Here is a 17,041-nt window from a genome sequence, read left to right as displayed (position 1 = left end):
TCTCCTATTCTTTCAAGGCCCCTATCATGACACCTTGATTAAAGTATTTTTGGACGAATGGATACAGCATCATAATCGGTGCTGTTGAGATAACGATGGCTGCATATTTCATCATATCAGCCTTGATACGGAGGTCAGAAGCTACCTCCCCTGTTGCTTGCGATTGCAACATTTGATTACTAATTAAGAGACGGCGCAGGATCAGTTGCAGGGGTTGAAGATTTTCATTTGTCAAATAAATCAGGGCATTGAACCAAGAATTCCAGATCCCTACTGCTGTCCAAAGTCCAATAACGGCAATAATAGCCTTGGACAAGGGGAGCACGATCTTTCTGAAGTAATAAATGGTTCCGCAACCATCGATCTGGGCGGCTTCCCACATCCCTTCTGGAATACTATTGTTAAAGAAAGTTCGAGCTACAACGATATTGTAAGGAGATACTGCAAACGGTACGACCATTACCCAGAAGGTGTCGACCAAGCCCAATTGTTTCACTGTCAAATAAATGGGAATCAAGCCCCCAGAGACAAACATGGGAACAATAAAGAAGACACTGACCCATTTCTTAGCAAAGAGGTCCTTTCGCGACAAGGCGTAACCAGCCGGGATATTAATGACCAGGGCAACGATGGTCCCTACAACCGTGTAGAGGATGGTATTGAGATAGCTCTTTAGAAACAAAGGCTGCTCAATCAAGCGTTGATAGCCATCTAGTCGCCATTCCCTCGGGATAAACCAAACCTTACCAGTTGCCACATCAGACGGATTACTGAAGGAGGCAATAATGACAAACCACAAAGGGTAGACAATCAACAGAATCAAGCAAATCGCTAGACCATAGATAAAAATATCAAAGAGGATTTCTGACTTGGTTTTTCTCGCATGTTGAAACAATTTCACAATTTCTCCTCCTTTCTAGAACAATCCTGTCTTGGTATAGCGTTTCGCAAACCAGTTGACCGACAGTAAGATGATCAAGTTGACCAAGGTATTAAAGAGACCGATCGCTGTTGAATAACTATATTGGAAATTAATCATCCCCACTTTGTAGACATAGGTCGAAATGATTTCACTTCCTGCCAGATTGAGTGGATTTTGCAAGAGCAAGACCTTTTCAAAACCAACACTGAGTAGGCTTCCTGCTCTGAGAATCAAGAGAATCATCGCCGTTGGTAACAGTAAGGGTAAGTCAATATGACGGATTTTTTGCAATCGACTCGCCCCGTCCATGGTCGCTGCCTCATAAAAGGTCGGATCAATGGCCGATAGAGCGGCTAGATAGATGATACTATCCCAACCGATATGTTGCCAGACATCGCTCCAGACATAGACACCTGCAAAGCTACCCGGTTTGGATAAGAGAGCAGGCATCTTTAAGCCGACCAATTTGAGGACATTGGCTAACAGTCCACTACTTGGAGAGAGAAAAAGAATAATCATCCCACACATGACCATGGTCGAGATAAAATGAGGCAAATAAGTCGTTACTTGAAAGATTTTTTTGAACTTGCCCACACGAATCTGGTTGCAAATAATGGCTAGAACAATCGGCAAGGGAAAACCAACCAGAATACTGTAAATAGAAATTTTCAAGGTATTCTTCATGGTTGTCGCAAATTGGAAGGATGAGAAGAACTGGTTAAAATACTTGAGACCAGCCCAAGGACTTCCAAATATCCCAGTAGCGGGAGAGTAATCTTTAAAAGCGATGACTAGACCCGCCATAGGGATATAGGCAAATAAAATCAATAAAATAATCGATGGCAGGAGCAGCACATATAAAGGAATATTTTTCTTAAATTTGCTCTGCTTCGCATTTACTTCGCTTTTCATAAGGCCCTCCTTTTCTTTCTCCTCTATTTTATAGGAATCCTTTCCATCTTTATAGAACTTTTTCGTGCATCTTCATCCACTTTTCCGTTTTCTCCACACAAAAACATGCACTTTCCCGATTTTTTTACTTTAATATCGGTTTTGTTCATGAATCCGTTTTCAAATAGTGCTATAATATATGTGAGGTGCTCATTATGAAAGCTATTCACAGAAGTACACGAGATCACTCGATTCAATTTTTTTCGCGCCTACTCTTTCTCCTCTTAGTCGTCAATACCTTGATCAACCTTTTGATAGGTGGGATTAGCCGAAATTTTATTAAACACCAAAACATGCTCCATTTAGAGGACTCGATTCATATCTATGCGGATTCCTTAAATACAGAGCTTCACTCTGTCGAGCGTTTTATGTACAGTACCATTAGTCACAACGACTATTTGACAGAGCTCAATACCCCGCTTGATTTCACAGATTTTCATGAAAATCTAAAAAAATTGCGGATCGATTTCACTGAGTTTCAGTACCAGATGGATAGCCCCATTACCTTTTTCATAGAGACAAGAGATATCCCCCATTTTTTTAATGCTTCCAGTCTTCAAGTGCCCTACCTGGACTATGTACAATTGAAAGATCATCTTAAAACCTATGACAAAGAAACAGACAAGACCAATCAAAAATGGCAACGAATCAGCTTGAACCAGCATGATTATCTCTTAAAATCCCTCCATTACAAGGGCAAGGCTATCTATGCCATCATTTCTACCCAGGATATTTTAAGACCCTTGCAAAAGCTCAATATCGGGAAAAAAGGGCGCTTATCCATCGATCGCCCCAACCAGATCCATGCTACAGATTCTGTCATTCAAGCCGATAGCAATCAAACCCACCTGCCTTTTGATCTTTATGTGACAGTCGATTACGGAGACGTTTTCCGTACAAATATCGTACTTGAAACCCTTCTCTCTTTGGTCCCTTTGATCATCGCCGTTCTCTCTACCATTCTGATCCTTTATATTCGTCAACGGATGATCCAACCGATGAAACGACTCACCCAGCGTCTTTCTCAGCTAGATGCTGCTTCTACCAAGCTAGATGTGATCGAAGACCAAGGAATCTTAGAGATCGACCAGGCCAATCACAAACTCAATCAGGTCCTGATCCATATGAAAGACCTTCAAATTCGAGCCTACCACGCGCAACTCAATCTCAAAAAAGTCGAACTCAATTACCTCAAAAATCAAGTCCGACCCCATTTTTACCTCAACATGCTCTCCATGATTCACAGCATGCTCCAAACTAAGGACTATAAGGAAATCGAGGAGTTGACCAAGGTGACTTCCAACTACTTGCGCCACCTCTTTCAAGCCAATCAAGATTTCAATCGCTTAGCAGATGAAATCCAACATATCCGAAATTACCTAGAAATCCAGAAAATCCGCTATGGGGACAGCATCCACTTTGACCTGGACTGGGATCCTGGTCTGAAAGATGCGGCTATTCCCCCTCTGCTGTTACAAACCTTTGTGGAAAATGCCATCAAACACGGCTTTTCTTTCCAAGATTCCTTCCACATTCAGCTTTCCATTCATGAAGAAGCAAACCAACAGCTTGCCATTTCCCTTCAGGATAATGGACCCGGTTTTAGCTACGCTATCTTACAAGATCTAGCAGAGAAAAAATCCTTAGTCACTGAAAATGGCCACCACATTGGTTTGACCAATGCACGGGAGCGACTAGATCTCCTCTATCCAGATCACTACACGCTCCAATTTTCAAATGGATCCCAAGGAGGTGCCCGCATCCAACTGAGACTTCCTTATGAACCCTACAAAGGAGACACACATGAATATCCTACTCGTTGACGATGATCGTTTTATCATTAAAGCCCTACAGGAAACCATCCATTGGGAAGCCTTGGGCATTGAGCAGGTATATACCGCCTCCAGTCTGAGCCAAGCCCAAGCCATCATTCAAAGCCACCCGATTGCCCTCATGATCAGTGATATCGAGATGCCACAAGGCAGTGGGCTAGATCTCCTAGCCTGGGTCCGGTCAGAAAAATATGACATTCAAACGATCTTCCTTACCAATTATGCTGATTTCAATTATGCCCAAAAAGCCATTGAACTCCAAAGTTTTGAATACTACCTCAAACCGATTGACCCCGACCGCTTAGAATTTATCATTCAAAAAGCCCTCAATAAGATCAAGCGCCACAAGAGTGCGACCCAATTAGCACAGCAAGGACAAAAAGAAGCTGAATTTTGGCATGACTACTTGCGAAAACCGCGTCCATCTCAAGCAGAACAGCTCCTTCAAGAAGTAACAAAACGGGGTTATAGCCCCAAACCACATGAAGACTACCTCTTGCTCCTCATCACTCTCCACTTAGTTGAAGAAGACTTTCACCCCAGCGTCCCTTCTTGGCGCTTGCAGCTCCGCCATTGTATCAAGGATCTCTCCCTAGATTTCCCTGTCCACTACTGTGCCCTCAGTAAAATCGAAAGCCAGACCGATCGCTACCTCTGTCTCTTCAAAAAGAATCAGACTACAGAGTGTGCAGACTTCCTAAAGGCTATCCAGCAGAAGATCCAGCAAGACTTAGACCGATCCTCTATCCTTCTCTATTCAGATGCCATTTCCCTTAAGACGCTATTGATGCAGGCTCTGCAACTCTGCCAATACAGTGAAGAACAAGTCTTCCATTGGGACAGTATCCACTCCTATGCTTCTTTGGCTCCACAACCTCAAAAGCCTGCTCATCGGACATCGCTCACTTTTACAAATCAGCTAGAGACAGAACAGCTCCTCCAAATCATCCATAGCTTAGAGAATCAAGATCGCATCCCGCTCTCAGCTCTGAGTGAACTCCAGCTAGACTGGACCCAGCAAATTGGGATTTATCTGGACAAGAACGGCATTCTCGCCCACAAGTTATTTCAAAACAAACACCATCAATTTCTCTTCGAACGGCGGTTTCATGCTATCGAAGCTTTTGAAGCCTATATTGGGGATTACTGGAGCTCTGCTCGCCATTATGTGATTGATCTAGAACACCAATCTAATCTCATCCAGCGGATCACCGACTACATCGACCACCATTACAAGGAGGATATCAGTCGCACCAAGCTGGCAGAGATGGTATTTCTTAGTCCAGATCATCTAGCACGGGTGTTTAAGCGCGATACCGGCGAAACCCTGGTGAAATACATCACTGATAAACGGATGGCCGCCGCAAAAGAGATGCTATCGCAAAGCGATACCCCTATTTACCAAGTTGCCCTCCAGGTGGGCTATGACAACTACTCCTACTTTACAAAGGCTTTTAAACAGAAGGTCGGCCTCTCCCCAGGAGATTACCGCAAGCAATGCCAAGAAGCCTTTTAAACAAGAAAAAAACCTTTGAAAAAGGATTTCTTTTCAAAGGTTTTATTTTCTTTTCTTTCTGATTTCTTTTTCAATGGCACTAGCAATTTTCTCCACCATATAGGCCGTCTGGAGATTGCGTAAGATCAAGAGGGCCCAAAAACATGCAAAGAGCATTTGACCCGCCATGGTCGCTTCATTGAAAAAATAAGTCTCCATAGCAGTAAAGACTGCTATCACTGCAAATTGTTTTCTATTCATAAAATTATTTTACCATGATTCAGTAAAAAATTCATGTATTAATCGTCTTGCAGAGTGATTTTATCGGATAAAAAGTGAAATTCCTCAGGAATGACACTTTCCTCTTCTTCTACCACTTCCGCTTTTTGCCCACGCGCCTTAGCCGAAAACTCTGCCCGGATTTGGGTCCATTCTTCCATCGAAACCGCTAAAATCTCTGGCGAGAAGCCAGCAGCATTGCTGAGGATATTTCCAAACATGGTATTGAGGTTGTCCCGCTTCATGGTCTGTTCAGCATTAAAGGCAGACTCAAAGGCTAAAATAGCGTGATTTTCATTGGCAGCAACCGGCTGGGATCCGATTAAGAGGGCCTTATCCGCACCTGCCAAGCTCTCGATGATTTCCCCCCAAGCGTTCTGAAGACGGATCAAGTTGGTCCGTGCCAACTCTGGGTTTTCAACCGCCTCTTGTAAAATCGTGTTGACCTTGTTTCGATCTGCACGGTAGCCCTTGCTCGACTTGGTTGGACGAGTTACTGCCGGTTTTGAAGCAGGAAGACTACTACCTGATTGCGCTAACTGTTGCTTGAGTTGAGCGACCTCCTTCTTCAAGTCTTCCAGCTGAGCTAGCACATTGGAAGGAACTTCCACAGCAGCTGAGTTAGAAACTTGGCCTGTGCTTTCAGCCAATTTAATGGTCATCATTTCAGTATAGATACGCGGTTGCAGACTATTTTTGATATCCGCTAGACTAGTCGTCGCCTGGTCAATCAGGGCAAAAAGACGGGCTTGATCGGCTTCAAGATTCGCCGCAAACAAGTCACTAGCGTGAGTATTTTCTCCGCCTGTCTGGACAATCAAGAGATCTCTCAGATATTGAAGTAAGTCCGTGACAAAGCGGGCCATATTCTTCCCATTATCAAAGATAATCGCCAGCTGATCCAGCGCCGCTGTCGCATCATGAGCCAGGATGGCAGCTACGTACTGATCGAGCGCAGCTAGGCTGATTGAGCCCGTAATCTCTTCAGCGATTGCTGTCGTCAACTCACTACCCGCAGTCAGACTCAGGGCTTGATCCAAAATGGACAAGGCATCCCGCATCCCACCTTCAGCGCACCGAGCGATAATCTGCACAGCATCTGCTTCATAGGCAATGCCTTCTGTAGCTAAGATGCTTTCCAAATGATGAACGATATCCGGCAGTTTGATGGATTTGAATTCAAAGCGTTGCACCCGTGACAGAATGGTCGCAGGAATCTTGTGTAACTCCGTTGTTGCAAGGATAAAGACCACATTCTCTGTCGGCTCTTCCAGCGTCTTCAACAAGGCATTAAAGGCCCCTGTTGAAAGCATATGGACCTCATCGATAATGTAGACCTTGTGCTTGGCTAGACTCGGAGCATAGGTCGATTTGTCGCGAATATCGCGAATTTCATCGACCCCATTGTTGGACGCCGCGTCGATCTCAATGACATCTTCTAGGCTCCCATTGGTAATGGATTCACAGATATAGCAGTCGTTACAAGGCTCCCCATTGACTTGATTAGGACAGTTCATAGCCTTAGCAAAGATCTTGGCCACACTGGTTTTCCCAGTACCACGAGGACCAGAAAAGAGATAGGCATGGCTGATCTTCTCCTGCTCGACAGCCTGTCTCAATGTCCGTGCCACTACTTGCTGGCCGACCAATTGGCCAAAGGTCTGGCTCCGGTATTTCCGATATAAAGCTTGATACATTAGTTCTTAACCCCAAACATCTTAAAGTCCCAGTTTGTCTTATCGATCAAGAGAGCGACAAACTTTTCTAAATACTCCTGATCCAGCTGATCGTAGTCAGAGACACACTCCGAATCCAGGTCTAAAACTCCAAGGAGCTGACCGTCCTTGACCATAGGCACCACAATCTCACTCATAGCCCGACTATCACAGGAAATATAGTTGGGATGCTGGCGCACATCATCGACAATGATGGTTTCCTGCTTTTGAGCTGCTTCTCCACAGACACCCTTTCCAAGAGCGATATGGACACAAGAAACACCTCCCTGAAAAGGTCCCAAGATCAATTCCGATTGGTCATACAAATAAAAACCTGCAAAGACCGAACGAGGCAGGGCTTGATTTAAAAGCGCACTGGCATTGGAAAGATTAGCCAAGGCATTGGTTTCTCCCATTAAGAGAGCATCTAATTGAGCCAGCAAGAGCTGGTATTGTGATTCTTTTTCCGAATGTTTCATACCTTTCATTATACCAAATCTTTGCTCAAAAATTAAGCTTCAAACAACGAAAGAAAAGAGAGTGGGACAGAAATCGGTCATTCGTTAGAATTCGATTTCGTCGTCCCACCTCCGCACAGTTGAGCAGGACTGTAAAAGCTGATGAAATCAGCGTAGTAGAGCCCACTCAACCACTGCGTCTTGCTCGACAATCCAAAGATAATGGAGAGGCTAGGACTTTTGTCCCAGCCTCTGGAATATAGATAAACTAATTTTTAGTAAAATAACTTAAGCGATTCTGAAAAGAGATAAAATCGAGGTCTCATTAATTTAAATTGATAAAGAATATACTAAACTTTCCGCTGTGAGAAAAGTGCCTGAAGCTTAACTGCTTCAGGCACACGGAATTATTGAGACCTTAGGCTCAATAATTAGTCATGGAACTTCTTAAAAGAAGTTCGCTGACGTCCGCACTCACCTAAGGAAAGTTTTTTATGATACCTTTATCTATTCATGCAGCCGATTGAAGTGAAAGACTTCAAAATATTGAATGGCCCGGTAGATTAAAAAGATGGTCAAGATGATGGCCACCAGCCAAATCGTCTTTAGTCCATAAAACTGGATCAAGTAGGTCGAAAAAATGGCCCCAAAGACAAAGCTCCCGATCAAACAGGTCATAAAGATGGCTTCCCAAAGGAATTTCTTCTGCTTTTCTCTGACAAAATTCCCATAAGCCACCATGGTTTTCTTGAGATTTCCCGTCATGAAGGAATGATTATAGGCGTAGCCATCCACTTCTCCAAAAGAGGTCGCTACGATTCCTAAACTCAAGCCAAAAAAAGGCACGATGAAGACATTTTTTACTGATGCTGGCAAAAATCCCGTCACCAAGGTCGTGAGGATAAAGGGTACCAAGGTACTGAGGCGCCAGACTGAATTGTCAATCAAGCGACGCAATACCGTCATCAAAAAGATTCCCAGCATAAAGGCCAGCATGGTCGCTAACTTTACTTCTACATCTGAGATCTGATGACCAATCAAGCCGACCGATAGAAAGACCACATTCCCTGTCTGGCCTGCCGCCAAGGTCCCCCCCCGACAGATAAAGGTATAAGCGTCTGAAAAACCAGCACACATGGTCAATAAACAAGCGAACGCCTTGGTCCGCGAATGAAACTCCCTTTTCATTTCCATTCTCCCTAGGAAAAAGAGGGAGTGGTACAGAACGTTACATAACGTTTCCCGTACCACCCCCGCAAAGTTGATTGAGAACTCTTTCGAGTCTTTTAGCGAATGAAGAGTCTCACCAACTACTGCGACATTCAATTATTCCAAATAATGATAAACGATGGAGATCGATTGTCCTCTTTCTCCCTATTTTATTTTCCCTCACGCGCCTCGTTGAGGATTTTCTCAATCTTGGTTGTGATCAAGTCAATCGCAACCGTATTGGTCACGCCCTCAGGAATGATCACGTCCGCATAACGCTTGGTTGGCTCGATGAACTGGTGGTACATCGGTTTTACCACCCCAAGGTATTGCTCAATGACACTATCCAGACTCCGGCCACGCTCCTCCATATCGCGCTTGATCCGGCGTATGATCCGCACATCATCATCCGTATCAACAAAAATCTTGATGTCCATCAGGTCCCGAAGACGCTTGTCTTCAAGAACTAAGATTCCTTCCACGATGAAGACATCCTGAGGTTCCTGACGATAGGTCTTGCTGCTGCGCGTATGCTCTGCATAGTCATAAGTTGGAATATCCACCGGACGACCTGCCAAGAGTTCATTGATCTGCGCAATCATCAAGTCCGTATCAAAGGCAAAAGGATGGTCATAGTTGGTCTTGATCCGCTCCTCAAAGGTCAAATGACTCTGGTCCTTGTAATATGAATCATGCTCAATCATGGCAATCTTTTCATTCGGGAAATTGGCCAAAATGGCACGAGACACACTGGTCTTTCCACCACCAGAACCACCAGTAACACCAATAATAATAGGTCTATTTTGCATTTTCTACTCCATTACCTGTAGTCGTCTGAGAAGAAATAGACATCTCAGACACATCTTATCCATTTTACCATATTTTTGCCTAGACATGAATAGTTTTTCAGTCAGAAATTTGGAAACAAAAAAGACCTTGCGGTCCTTTGATTATCTAGATAAACTAGTTCTTTAGAAAAAAAGCCACGTGATCTTGCAAAGAAATAAAAATGAGTTCTAATTTTTTAAATGAATCAAGAATATACTGAAACTTTCCGCCGTGAGAAAAGTGCTAGAAACAGTGATGTTTCTAGCACTCGGGAGTTTTGGAACCTTAGGTCCAAAACTAATTGAACACGGGCTACGGATCGTGTCAAAAAGATAAGTTTTAGTAGAATCTAAAGATTCTGCGTCAAACTTCCTATTTTGACTTTATCCGCGAACGCCCTTTGTATCTTAATTAGTCATGGAACTTCTTCGAAGTTCGCTGACGTCCGTCCTCACCTAAGGAAAATTTCTAAGATGACTTTGTCTTTAATCTAAAAGGACCTTGCGGTCCTTTGATTATTTCACTTTTTCTAATTTTGCGGCAAATTCATTACCACCACGTAAGACGAGTATATTTTTTCCACCGTTGACAGGTACGAAACAATAATTTGAATTAGCTTGTATATAGACTTCCTTAGCGCTCTTCACTTGATAGCCTTGTGATTTCACCGCTTCCTGAATTACTTCAAATGTGTGTTCGATCTCTTCTTTAGAAGTCGTGTCTCCATCATACTTTTCTGAATCAGCTAGAGAATAGAATGCGTAAGCCTTGCTATCGTAATACTTATCACTAATAATTCCGTGATCTGAAATCTGAACAGTTGTATTATCTCCTTCTGTCACATTCTTCCATTTTCCAACCATGGCCTTTGGTGTTTCAACCTTGCGATAGACCAAATTTTCTTCAAAGTTTCCTTCGTATGATTTATAAGTTTTCAAGTCGAATAAATCATTTCTTAAAATAATATTGCTTCCGTCTTTTTGGAGCAAGTTATAGCGTGTGTTCCCATCAGACTTAATAACAACTATTTCTGTCGTCTTCAGGTTAAATTTCTTATCGACATCCGCAAGTGAATGCAAGTCCGTCGAATTTAACAAAGAAAGTGCTGTATTAAATTCTTTTTTCGCTTCATTGCCTTTGAGAACCTTTTTGATGGTCTCGCCACCATTGACTTTTTGTTTCTTTCCACTTAGTTCATAAGTGACCGGACTTGAATCCGTATTTCTCAACCAAACCCCATCTAGACTTGGTCCACCTGAAAAGAAAAAGAACCAAGCAAAGGAAATCACTGCGACAAGTCCCGCAATTGCGGCCCCAATTTGGGTTTGTTTATTGAAAGAAAATGTCAATTTTTTCGGTCTTGGAACAGGTTGTAAGGTTTTCGCCGATGGCTGCGGTTGGACAAAAGTTGGCTGCTCTTGTGAGAGAGGCGCACTAGGTGCAACAGATGCTTCTTGAGCTGGAGCCTGCGCTTCAGTTGCTGGAGCTGGTGCCTCAGTTGTTGGAGCTGGCGCTTCTTTTCGCTCTACGACAAACTCCCCTTTTTCACGCGCTTCTTGAAATTCTTGCATACTTGGCTTGCGACCATTGACCGCTTCAAAGTATTCAACCCAATCTTTTTGATTCATCATATCCCCCTTATTGATTTATCATAAAAACTAACCATATTATACCACAAATCAATGGTTAATTTTTTGATTTTCAGAAAAATATCTGAAAAAGTCCAAGCGATTTCCCACTTGGACCTTCTTCATTATTTCAAAACTTTTTGTGTTTTCGCGTAGTTGGCTTCTACAGCTTCTTTTTCAGCTTTCCACCAATCTTGGTGGTCTGTGTACCACTTGATGGTGTCTTCCAAACCTGCTTCGAAGTTTGTGAATTGTGGTTCCCAACCCAATTCTTCACGCAATTTTGTTGAATCGATGGCATAGCGCAGATCGTGACCAGCACGGTCTGTTACACGGTCGTAAGCGTCTTTTGGTTGACCCATTTTTTCAAGGATCAATTCAAGCACTTCTTTGTTATTCTTTTCACCATCGGCACCGATCAAGTAAGTTTCACCGATACGGCCTTTAGTGAGGATAGCCCAAACACCAGTTGAGTGGTCGTTGGTATGGATCCAGTCACGGACGTTCTTCCCTTCACCATAAAGTTTTGGCTTGATGCCAGACAAGATATTGGTGATTTGACGTGGGATGAATTTTTCGATGTGTTGGTATGGCCCGTAGTTGTTTGAACAGTTCGAAATCGTTGCCTTAACACCAAATGAACGTACCCAAGCTTTCACAATCAAGTCAGAAGCAGCCTTGGTTGATGAATAAGGGGATGATGGGTTGTATTTGGTTTCAGCTGTGAATTTTTCACCAGGACCTTCCCCATGTCCAGGAAGATCTTCGCGCAATGGAAGGTCTCCATAGACTTCGTCTGTTGACACGTGGTGGAAACGAATGTCGTATTTACGAGCTGCTTCCAAGAGTGTGTAAGTTCCAACAAAGTTTGTATAGATAAATGGAGATGGATCTTTGAGGGAGTTGTCATTGTGGCTTTCAGCCGCATAGTGAACAATAGCATCAGCCTTGGCAGCCAATTTGTCAACTAATTCAGCATCAGCGATGTCTCCCACCACCAACTCAACACGATCTCCAAGGATTTCTTCGATGTTGGCACGGTTACCAGCATAAGTAAGTTTGTCCAAGACTGTCACATGGACATCTGGATGGTTGTTGTAGACATAGTGTACGAAGTTTGAACCGATGAAACCAGCTCCACCAGTTACGATGATATGTTTATATTCTGACATTTTTTCTCCAAATAATTTTTAGTTTTGATTGTTCCTTTAGCTAATGAGGCACGCCAGCAACCTTTCGGTTTCATGGCTAAATCCGAAGCCGAAGTCTCCGGATTTCCCTACAAGATTCCTTGAGGGAATCTTGTTTTCACTAGGGCAGAAACTCTCTTATAACGCTCCTTGCAGTCGCGATATTGCTGCGCAAAATTCATTCTTACAAATCTTCTGCTTTTAGGGGTTTGACGTCTTTGAGCAATGGGTGGTTCTTGTCTGCTTCTGAGACTTCAGCTTCTTCCAAGTTTTCCCATTGGATGTCTAGACTTGGGTCTGCATAGTTGACAAAAGCATATTTTGGTTTGAGTTCCAGTGCCCAGTAATCATTGACTAAGTATGTATAGGCAACTTTGTCTGTCAAAACTTGGAACCCATTGGCAACACCACGAGGGACGAAGATGCCTTTTGAAGCATCGATCACGGTTTGGTAGGTGTTCCCAAAGCTATCGCCTTCACGAAGGTCTACCCAAGTTCCAAGAACCTTGCCTTCATCTGCTACAGAGATGTACTTGTCCCAAGGCTCTGCATGCAAGCCACGCAAAACATTCTTACGAGAGAATGAAATATTGTTTTGCAACTTGCCTTCCGCAAAGAAGCTTTCAGGGAATCCAAGAGGAAGCATTTTCTCTTTTTGGAAGTTTTCTTTAAACCAACCACGGTTATCTCCGCGCACAGGAATATCAAACTCCATCAAGCCTGGGATGGCTTCAATTTTGCGGGCTGCTAATTCTTTATCAAAAAATAGTTCCGTCATTATGCTTCTCCAATCAAACGGAGCAAATATTGTCCGTATTCGTTTTTCTTCAATGATTGCGCTAATTCATGGACTTGTTCTTTAGTGATATAACCCATGCGATAGGCAATTTCCTCAAGGTTAGCCACTTGGACATTTTGCAAGCGTTGAACAGTTTCGATATATTGAGATGCTTGCAAGAGACTTTCGTGAGTTCCAGTATCCAACCATGCAAAGCCACGGCCCATGAGCTCAACAGAGAGATCTCCACGCTCCAAATAGGCCTTGTTAACATCAGTGATTTCAAGCTCGCCACGAGGGCTTGGTTTGATGTTTTTGGCAATTTCTACCACATCATTGTCATAGAAGTAAAGTCCTGTCACTGCAAAGTTCGATTTTGGATGTTCTGGTTTTTCTTCGATAGAGATAGCATTCATATCCGCGTCAAACTCTACCACACCAAAGCGTTCTGGATCTTTGACTTGGTAACCAAAGACAGTCGCCCCTTTTTCTTTCGCTTCTGCCCGTTGCAACATCTTGGTTAAGCCATTTCCGTGGAAAATATTGTCCCCAAGGATGAGGGCAACATGATCGTCACCGATAAAGTCTTCTCCAATGATAAAGGCTTGCGCCAAGCCATCTGGACTTGGTTGCTCTGCATAAGAGAGAGAAATTCCTAGTTCAGAACCATCTCCAAGAAGCTCTTCAAAACGAGGAAGGTCTTGAGGAGTCGAGATGATCAGGATATCTTTGATCCCAGCCAACATAAGGGTTGACAGCGGGTAGTAGATCATTGGTTTGTCATAAATGGGCATCAACTGTTTAGAAGCCGCACGTGTCAATGGATACAAGCGAGTTCCTGAGCCCCCTGCTAAAATAATACCTTTCATAATGTTAGGCCTTTCTACGTAGTCATTACCCTTATTTTATCATGTTTATATAAAAAAGTCACCTTGCATTTGTGTTACAAGGTGATGACAGGAGATGAGAGTTGTAGAATTGTTAGCATTGGTCTTACTCATGATTCAAATAGATTACTGCTCCTTGACTGAGCCGTCCTGAAAATCTTACCTTTACTCCCGATTTGGTCGTGCCTCTCCTAGAATCCATAAAGCTCTGAAATTCTTCATCTTCATTATGATAGACCCCTATCTTAATTTTTTTCGCATCTTTATCATAAGCTAGTACATGTTCCTTGGAACTCCCATCAGAAAATGTAAATTTTACATCTGCTCCCCATGCGTCCGAAGGAGTAGAGCTATAAGATGGGTTTTTAATCTCAATTTCTTCAATTCCCTCGTAAGAATGCTTCAAGGTCCTTACAAGGCTGACTTCATACTCTCTATTGCGTCTCTTCTCCTCTAATTTTTTGTTCATATAAAACATAGAAATCCCAACTACCAAAAGGAGAGCCAAGGCGATGACGCTCATTATCCTTTTGCTTTTCTTGTTAAACTTGATTTTTACCATAAGATAATTTTCCTCGCTGACTAAGGTCTACCTCTGAATTGAATCTGATGAATTGTTCTTCATCTTTTCATTCTCAAATACCATGATACCAATCATAAAGAGAGCTTGTCCTGATGCTCTCCTTTTCAGTTCCTTATCCCAAAGCGACGTCTAGAATCATCATAATGACAAAGCCAACCATGAGGCCTAAGGTCGCCACATCTGTGTTGCCATTGGTCTGGGAATCTGGGATCAACTCTTCAACCACTACGAAGATCATCGCACCTGCTACAAAAGAGAGGGCGTAAGGCAAGATGGCTGTCATGGATAAGACGGCAACTGCCCCTAGCAGGGCTCCGATGGGCTCGACGATGGCTGACATAGATCCCCAATAAAAGGCATTGAGACGGGATTTTCCATCCGTCCGGATTGGGATTGAAAGAGCAGCCCCTTCTGGGATATTTTGCAAGCCAATCCCAATGGCCAGGCCAACCGCCCCGATAAAGGCTTCTGGACTTGGATTGCTAGCCAGAGCTCCAAAGGCTACTCCGACTGCTAAGCCTTCTGGAAAATTATGAATGGTAATGGCGAGAAAAAGGAGGATTGTTTTAGACAACTTCTTCTCCCGCGGCGTATGGATACTCTCAGCCTCATCAATCTCCTTCGTCATATGAAGGAGAGGGACGATGGCGTCGATCAAACGGAGGAAAAAACCTCCAGCTAAAAAACCGATGGCCGCTGGCAACCAAGACAAGCTCCCATAGGAGAGTTTTCCACATACTAAATCGACGGTTGCAAGAGGGACCAAAATGACGCCGCAATCATGACCCCTACCGCAAAGCCCATCATGATGTCCAGTAACTTACGACTGATATGCTTAAAGAAAAAAACGATGGCTGACCCGACAATGGTACAGCCCCATGTAAACAATCCTGCGAGAAAGGCCTGTAAGACCACGGATTGCGATTGAAACCAATTCATAACAACTCCCATTTTCTCGATGATTCACTTCTTCTATTCTACTATTTTTAGCCAAATTACGGAAGGTCTTTCGAAAAAAAGAGAGTGGGACAGAAATCGGTAATTCGTTAGAATTCGATTTCGTCGTCCCACCTCCGCAAAGTTGAGTAGGGCTGTAAAAGCTGATGAAATCAGCGTAGTAGAGCCCACTCAACCACTGCGTCTTGCTCGACAATCCAAAGACAATTGAGAGGCTAGGACTTTTGTCCCAGCCTACTTCTTCACATATTGTTCAACTGGATAATCTGCTGGATCTAAGCGCAGGTTTCCTCCTACCACGAGTTGGGATAGGTGCCACCCAATGAGGGGACCAGTTGTGAGGCCAGACGAACCAAGTCCACTGGCGACATAGAGGCCTACTTGATCAGGAACAGCTCCCCAAAATGGTGAAAAGTCACTGGTGTAGGCACGGGTTCCCACGCGCTCCCCGATAACTTCGGCTTGAGCGAGTTCTGGATAGTAGGCCAAGGCTTCTGTTTCCATCTGATTCAGCAAAGCCTGATCCACCGTCAGGTCAAAGCCCATCTCATTCTCATGAGTGGCTCCCATACTGATCTTGCCCTTCTGAAAGGGAATGATATCCAGCTCTCCTTCAGGCATGACCACAGGATAATCAGCAGTATCTAAGTCTAGCTGATAATCCCGTAGTTGCCCCTTTTGCGGACGGACATCAACTTGGTAGCCAAGTGGCTCAAGGATTTTCCCCAACCAGGCCCCTGTTGCTAGGATGACTTGGTCATAGCTTTCTCCTGCAATCTGATAGCCATCATCTGAGACTGAGAGAGTAACCTCTTCCTGGATCACTCTTGCCCCACTTGCCTGAAGAAGAGTTTCTGTCAGAAGTGTGCCCTCTACATGGGCTCCACCTGATGCATAGAGCAACTTCTCAAAACCTTGCAGCCCTGGGAATTGCTGGGCCACTTCTTCTTTGTTTAAAATCGCTAAGTCTCCGATCAAGGGAGATTCTTCCCGACGACTCAGTGCCAACTGATAAAGTTCGTCTAATTTGTCCTCCTTTTTCTTGAGGAGATAGACACCGGTCTGCTGGTAAAAATCTGTTTTGATTCCGTCCTTGGCCAGGTCCTCTACCAATTCTTGGTAAAAATCAGCTCCCAGACGAGCGAGGCGATACCAGGCCTTATTCCGCCTCTTGGAAAACCAAGGACTGATAATGCCAGCAGCCGCCTTAGTCGCTTGGCCGACTCCATGGTCATAGACGGTCACATCCACTTGTGCTTCTTTGGATAAATAATAGGCTGCAGTGGACCCCACGATCCCTGCACCGATAATGGCAACTTTCATCATGAC

Annotated in this window: 15 protein-coding genes and 1 pseudogene; 2 read left to right on the top strand and 14 right to left on the bottom strand. The window is 43.8% G+C overall.

Features of this window, described 5'->3' with window-relative positions:
* Positions 1 to 4: 4 nt before the first annotated feature.
* Entirely contained in the window at positions 5 to 901 is an 897-nt protein-coding gene (locus SM122_RS00670) for a carbohydrate ABC transporter permease (protein WP_023918477.1), read from the bottom strand.
* A gap of 15 nt (positions 902 to 916) precedes the next feature.
* Complete coding sequence (locus tag SM122_RS00665) at positions 917 to 1,834, bottom strand: ABC transporter permease (RefSeq protein WP_021153492.1); 918 nt, start codon at positions 1,832 to 1,834, stop codon at positions 917 to 919.
* A 194-nt stretch (positions 1,835 to 2,028) separates the two neighbouring features.
* On the opposite strand from SM122_RS00665, the gene SM122_RS00660 reads away from it, so the two are divergent.
* Positions 2,029 to 3,696: a sensor histidine kinase gene (locus SM122_RS00660; RefSeq protein ID WP_324737694.1), complete on the top strand. Its 1,668-nt coding sequence runs from the start codon at positions 2,029 to 2,031 to the stop codon at positions 3,694 to 3,696.
* Positions 3,677 to 5,221: a helix-turn-helix domain-containing protein gene (locus tag SM122_RS00655; RefSeq protein ID WP_324737693.1), complete on the top strand. Its 1,545-nt coding sequence runs from the start codon at positions 3,677 to 3,679 to the stop codon at positions 5,219 to 5,221. Before SM122_RS00660 ends, SM122_RS00655 begins: the two co-directional genes overlap by 20 nt.
* Positions 5,222 to 5,263: 42 nt before the next feature.
* Here the strand turns inward: SM122_RS00655 and SM122_RS00650 are convergent, their stop codons facing one another.
* The 12 genes and pseudogenes from SM122_RS00650 to SM122_RS00595 all read right to left on the bottom strand — a co-directional run bounded on the left by SM122_RS00650 (position 5,264) and on the right by SM122_RS00595 (position 17,038).
* Positions 5,264 to 5,461 carry a DUF3272 family protein gene (locus tag SM122_RS00650; RefSeq protein ID WP_003002577.1) on the bottom strand — a complete coding sequence of 66 codons (198 nt, stop codon included), beginning with the start codon at positions 5,459 to 5,461 and terminating at the stop codon, positions 5,264 to 5,266.
* A gap of 38 nt (positions 5,462 to 5,499) precedes the next feature.
* On the bottom strand, positions 5,500 to 7,176 hold the full coding sequence (dnaX, locus tag SM122_RS00645) for a DNA polymerase III subunit gamma/tau (protein WP_324737692.1): 1,677 nt from the start codon (positions 7,174 to 7,176) through the stop codon (positions 5,500 to 5,502).
* Entirely contained in the window at positions 7,176 to 7,673 is a 498-nt protein-coding gene (locus SM122_RS00640) for a GAF domain-containing protein (protein WP_070466698.1), read from the bottom strand. Before SM122_RS00640 ends, dnaX begins: the two co-directional genes overlap by 1 nt.
* A gap of 486 nt (positions 7,674 to 8,159) precedes the next feature.
* A complete protein-coding gene (locus SM122_RS00635; protein ID WP_324737691.1) occupies positions 8,160 to 8,840 on the bottom strand; it encodes a YoaK family protein in 681 nt (226 codons plus the stop codon).
* A 191-nt stretch (positions 8,841 to 9,031) separates the two neighbouring features.
* Positions 9,032 to 9,670, bottom strand: a complete 639-nt coding sequence (gene udk / locus SM122_RS00630; protein ID WP_003007856.1) for a uridine kinase — start codon at positions 9,668 to 9,670, stop codon at positions 9,032 to 9,034.
* 534 nt (positions 9,671 to 10,204) lie between these two features.
* Positions 10,205 to 11,317: a hypothetical protein gene (locus SM122_RS00625; RefSeq protein ID WP_324737690.1), complete on the bottom strand. Its 1,113-nt coding sequence runs from the start codon at positions 11,315 to 11,317 to the stop codon at positions 10,205 to 10,207.
* Between the two features lie 125 nt (positions 11,318 to 11,442).
* Positions 11,443 to 12,489 (bottom strand): dTDP-glucose 4,6-dehydratase, encoded by a 1,047-nt coding sequence (gene rfbB / locus SM122_RS00620; protein WP_003002700.1) that lies wholly within the window; start codon positions 12,487 to 12,489, stop codon positions 11,443 to 11,445.
* Positions 12,490 to 12,691: 202 nt separating this feature from the next.
* Positions 12,692 to 13,285 (bottom strand): dTDP-4-dehydrorhamnose 3,5-epimerase family protein, encoded by a 594-nt coding sequence (locus SM122_RS00615; protein ID WP_254733455.1) that lies wholly within the window; start codon positions 13,283 to 13,285, stop codon positions 12,692 to 12,694.
* Positions 13,285 to 14,154: a glucose-1-phosphate thymidylyltransferase RfbA gene (gene rfbA, locus SM122_RS00610; protein WP_003002772.1), complete on the bottom strand. Its 870-nt coding sequence runs from the start codon at positions 14,152 to 14,154 to the stop codon at positions 13,285 to 13,287. The genes SM122_RS00615 and rfbA overlap by 1 nt, the downstream gene beginning before the upstream one ends.
* A 124-nt stretch (positions 14,155 to 14,278) precedes the next feature.
* Entirely contained in the window at positions 14,279 to 14,695 is a 417-nt protein-coding gene (locus SM122_RS00605; protein ID WP_324737689.1) for a hypothetical protein, read from the bottom strand.
* A gap of 172 nt (positions 14,696 to 14,867) precedes the next feature.
* Positions 14,868 to 15,694, bottom strand: a pseudogene (locus SM122_RS00600) (ZIP family metal transporter).
* A gap of 252 nt (positions 15,695 to 15,946) precedes the next feature.
* A complete protein-coding gene (locus SM122_RS00595) occupies positions 15,947 to 17,038 on the bottom strand; it encodes an NAD(P)/FAD-dependent oxidoreductase (RefSeq protein ID WP_324737688.1) in 1,092 nt (363 codons plus the stop codon).
* Positions 17,039 to 17,041 lie beyond the last annotated feature (3 nt).

Source organism: Streptococcus gingivalis (genome assembly GCF_035544715.1).
GTDB classification, from domain to species: Bacteria; Bacillota; Bacilli; order Lactobacillales; family Streptococcaceae; genus Streptococcus; species Streptococcus gingivalis.
This window is presented reverse-complemented; position numbering and strand designations above follow the sequence as displayed.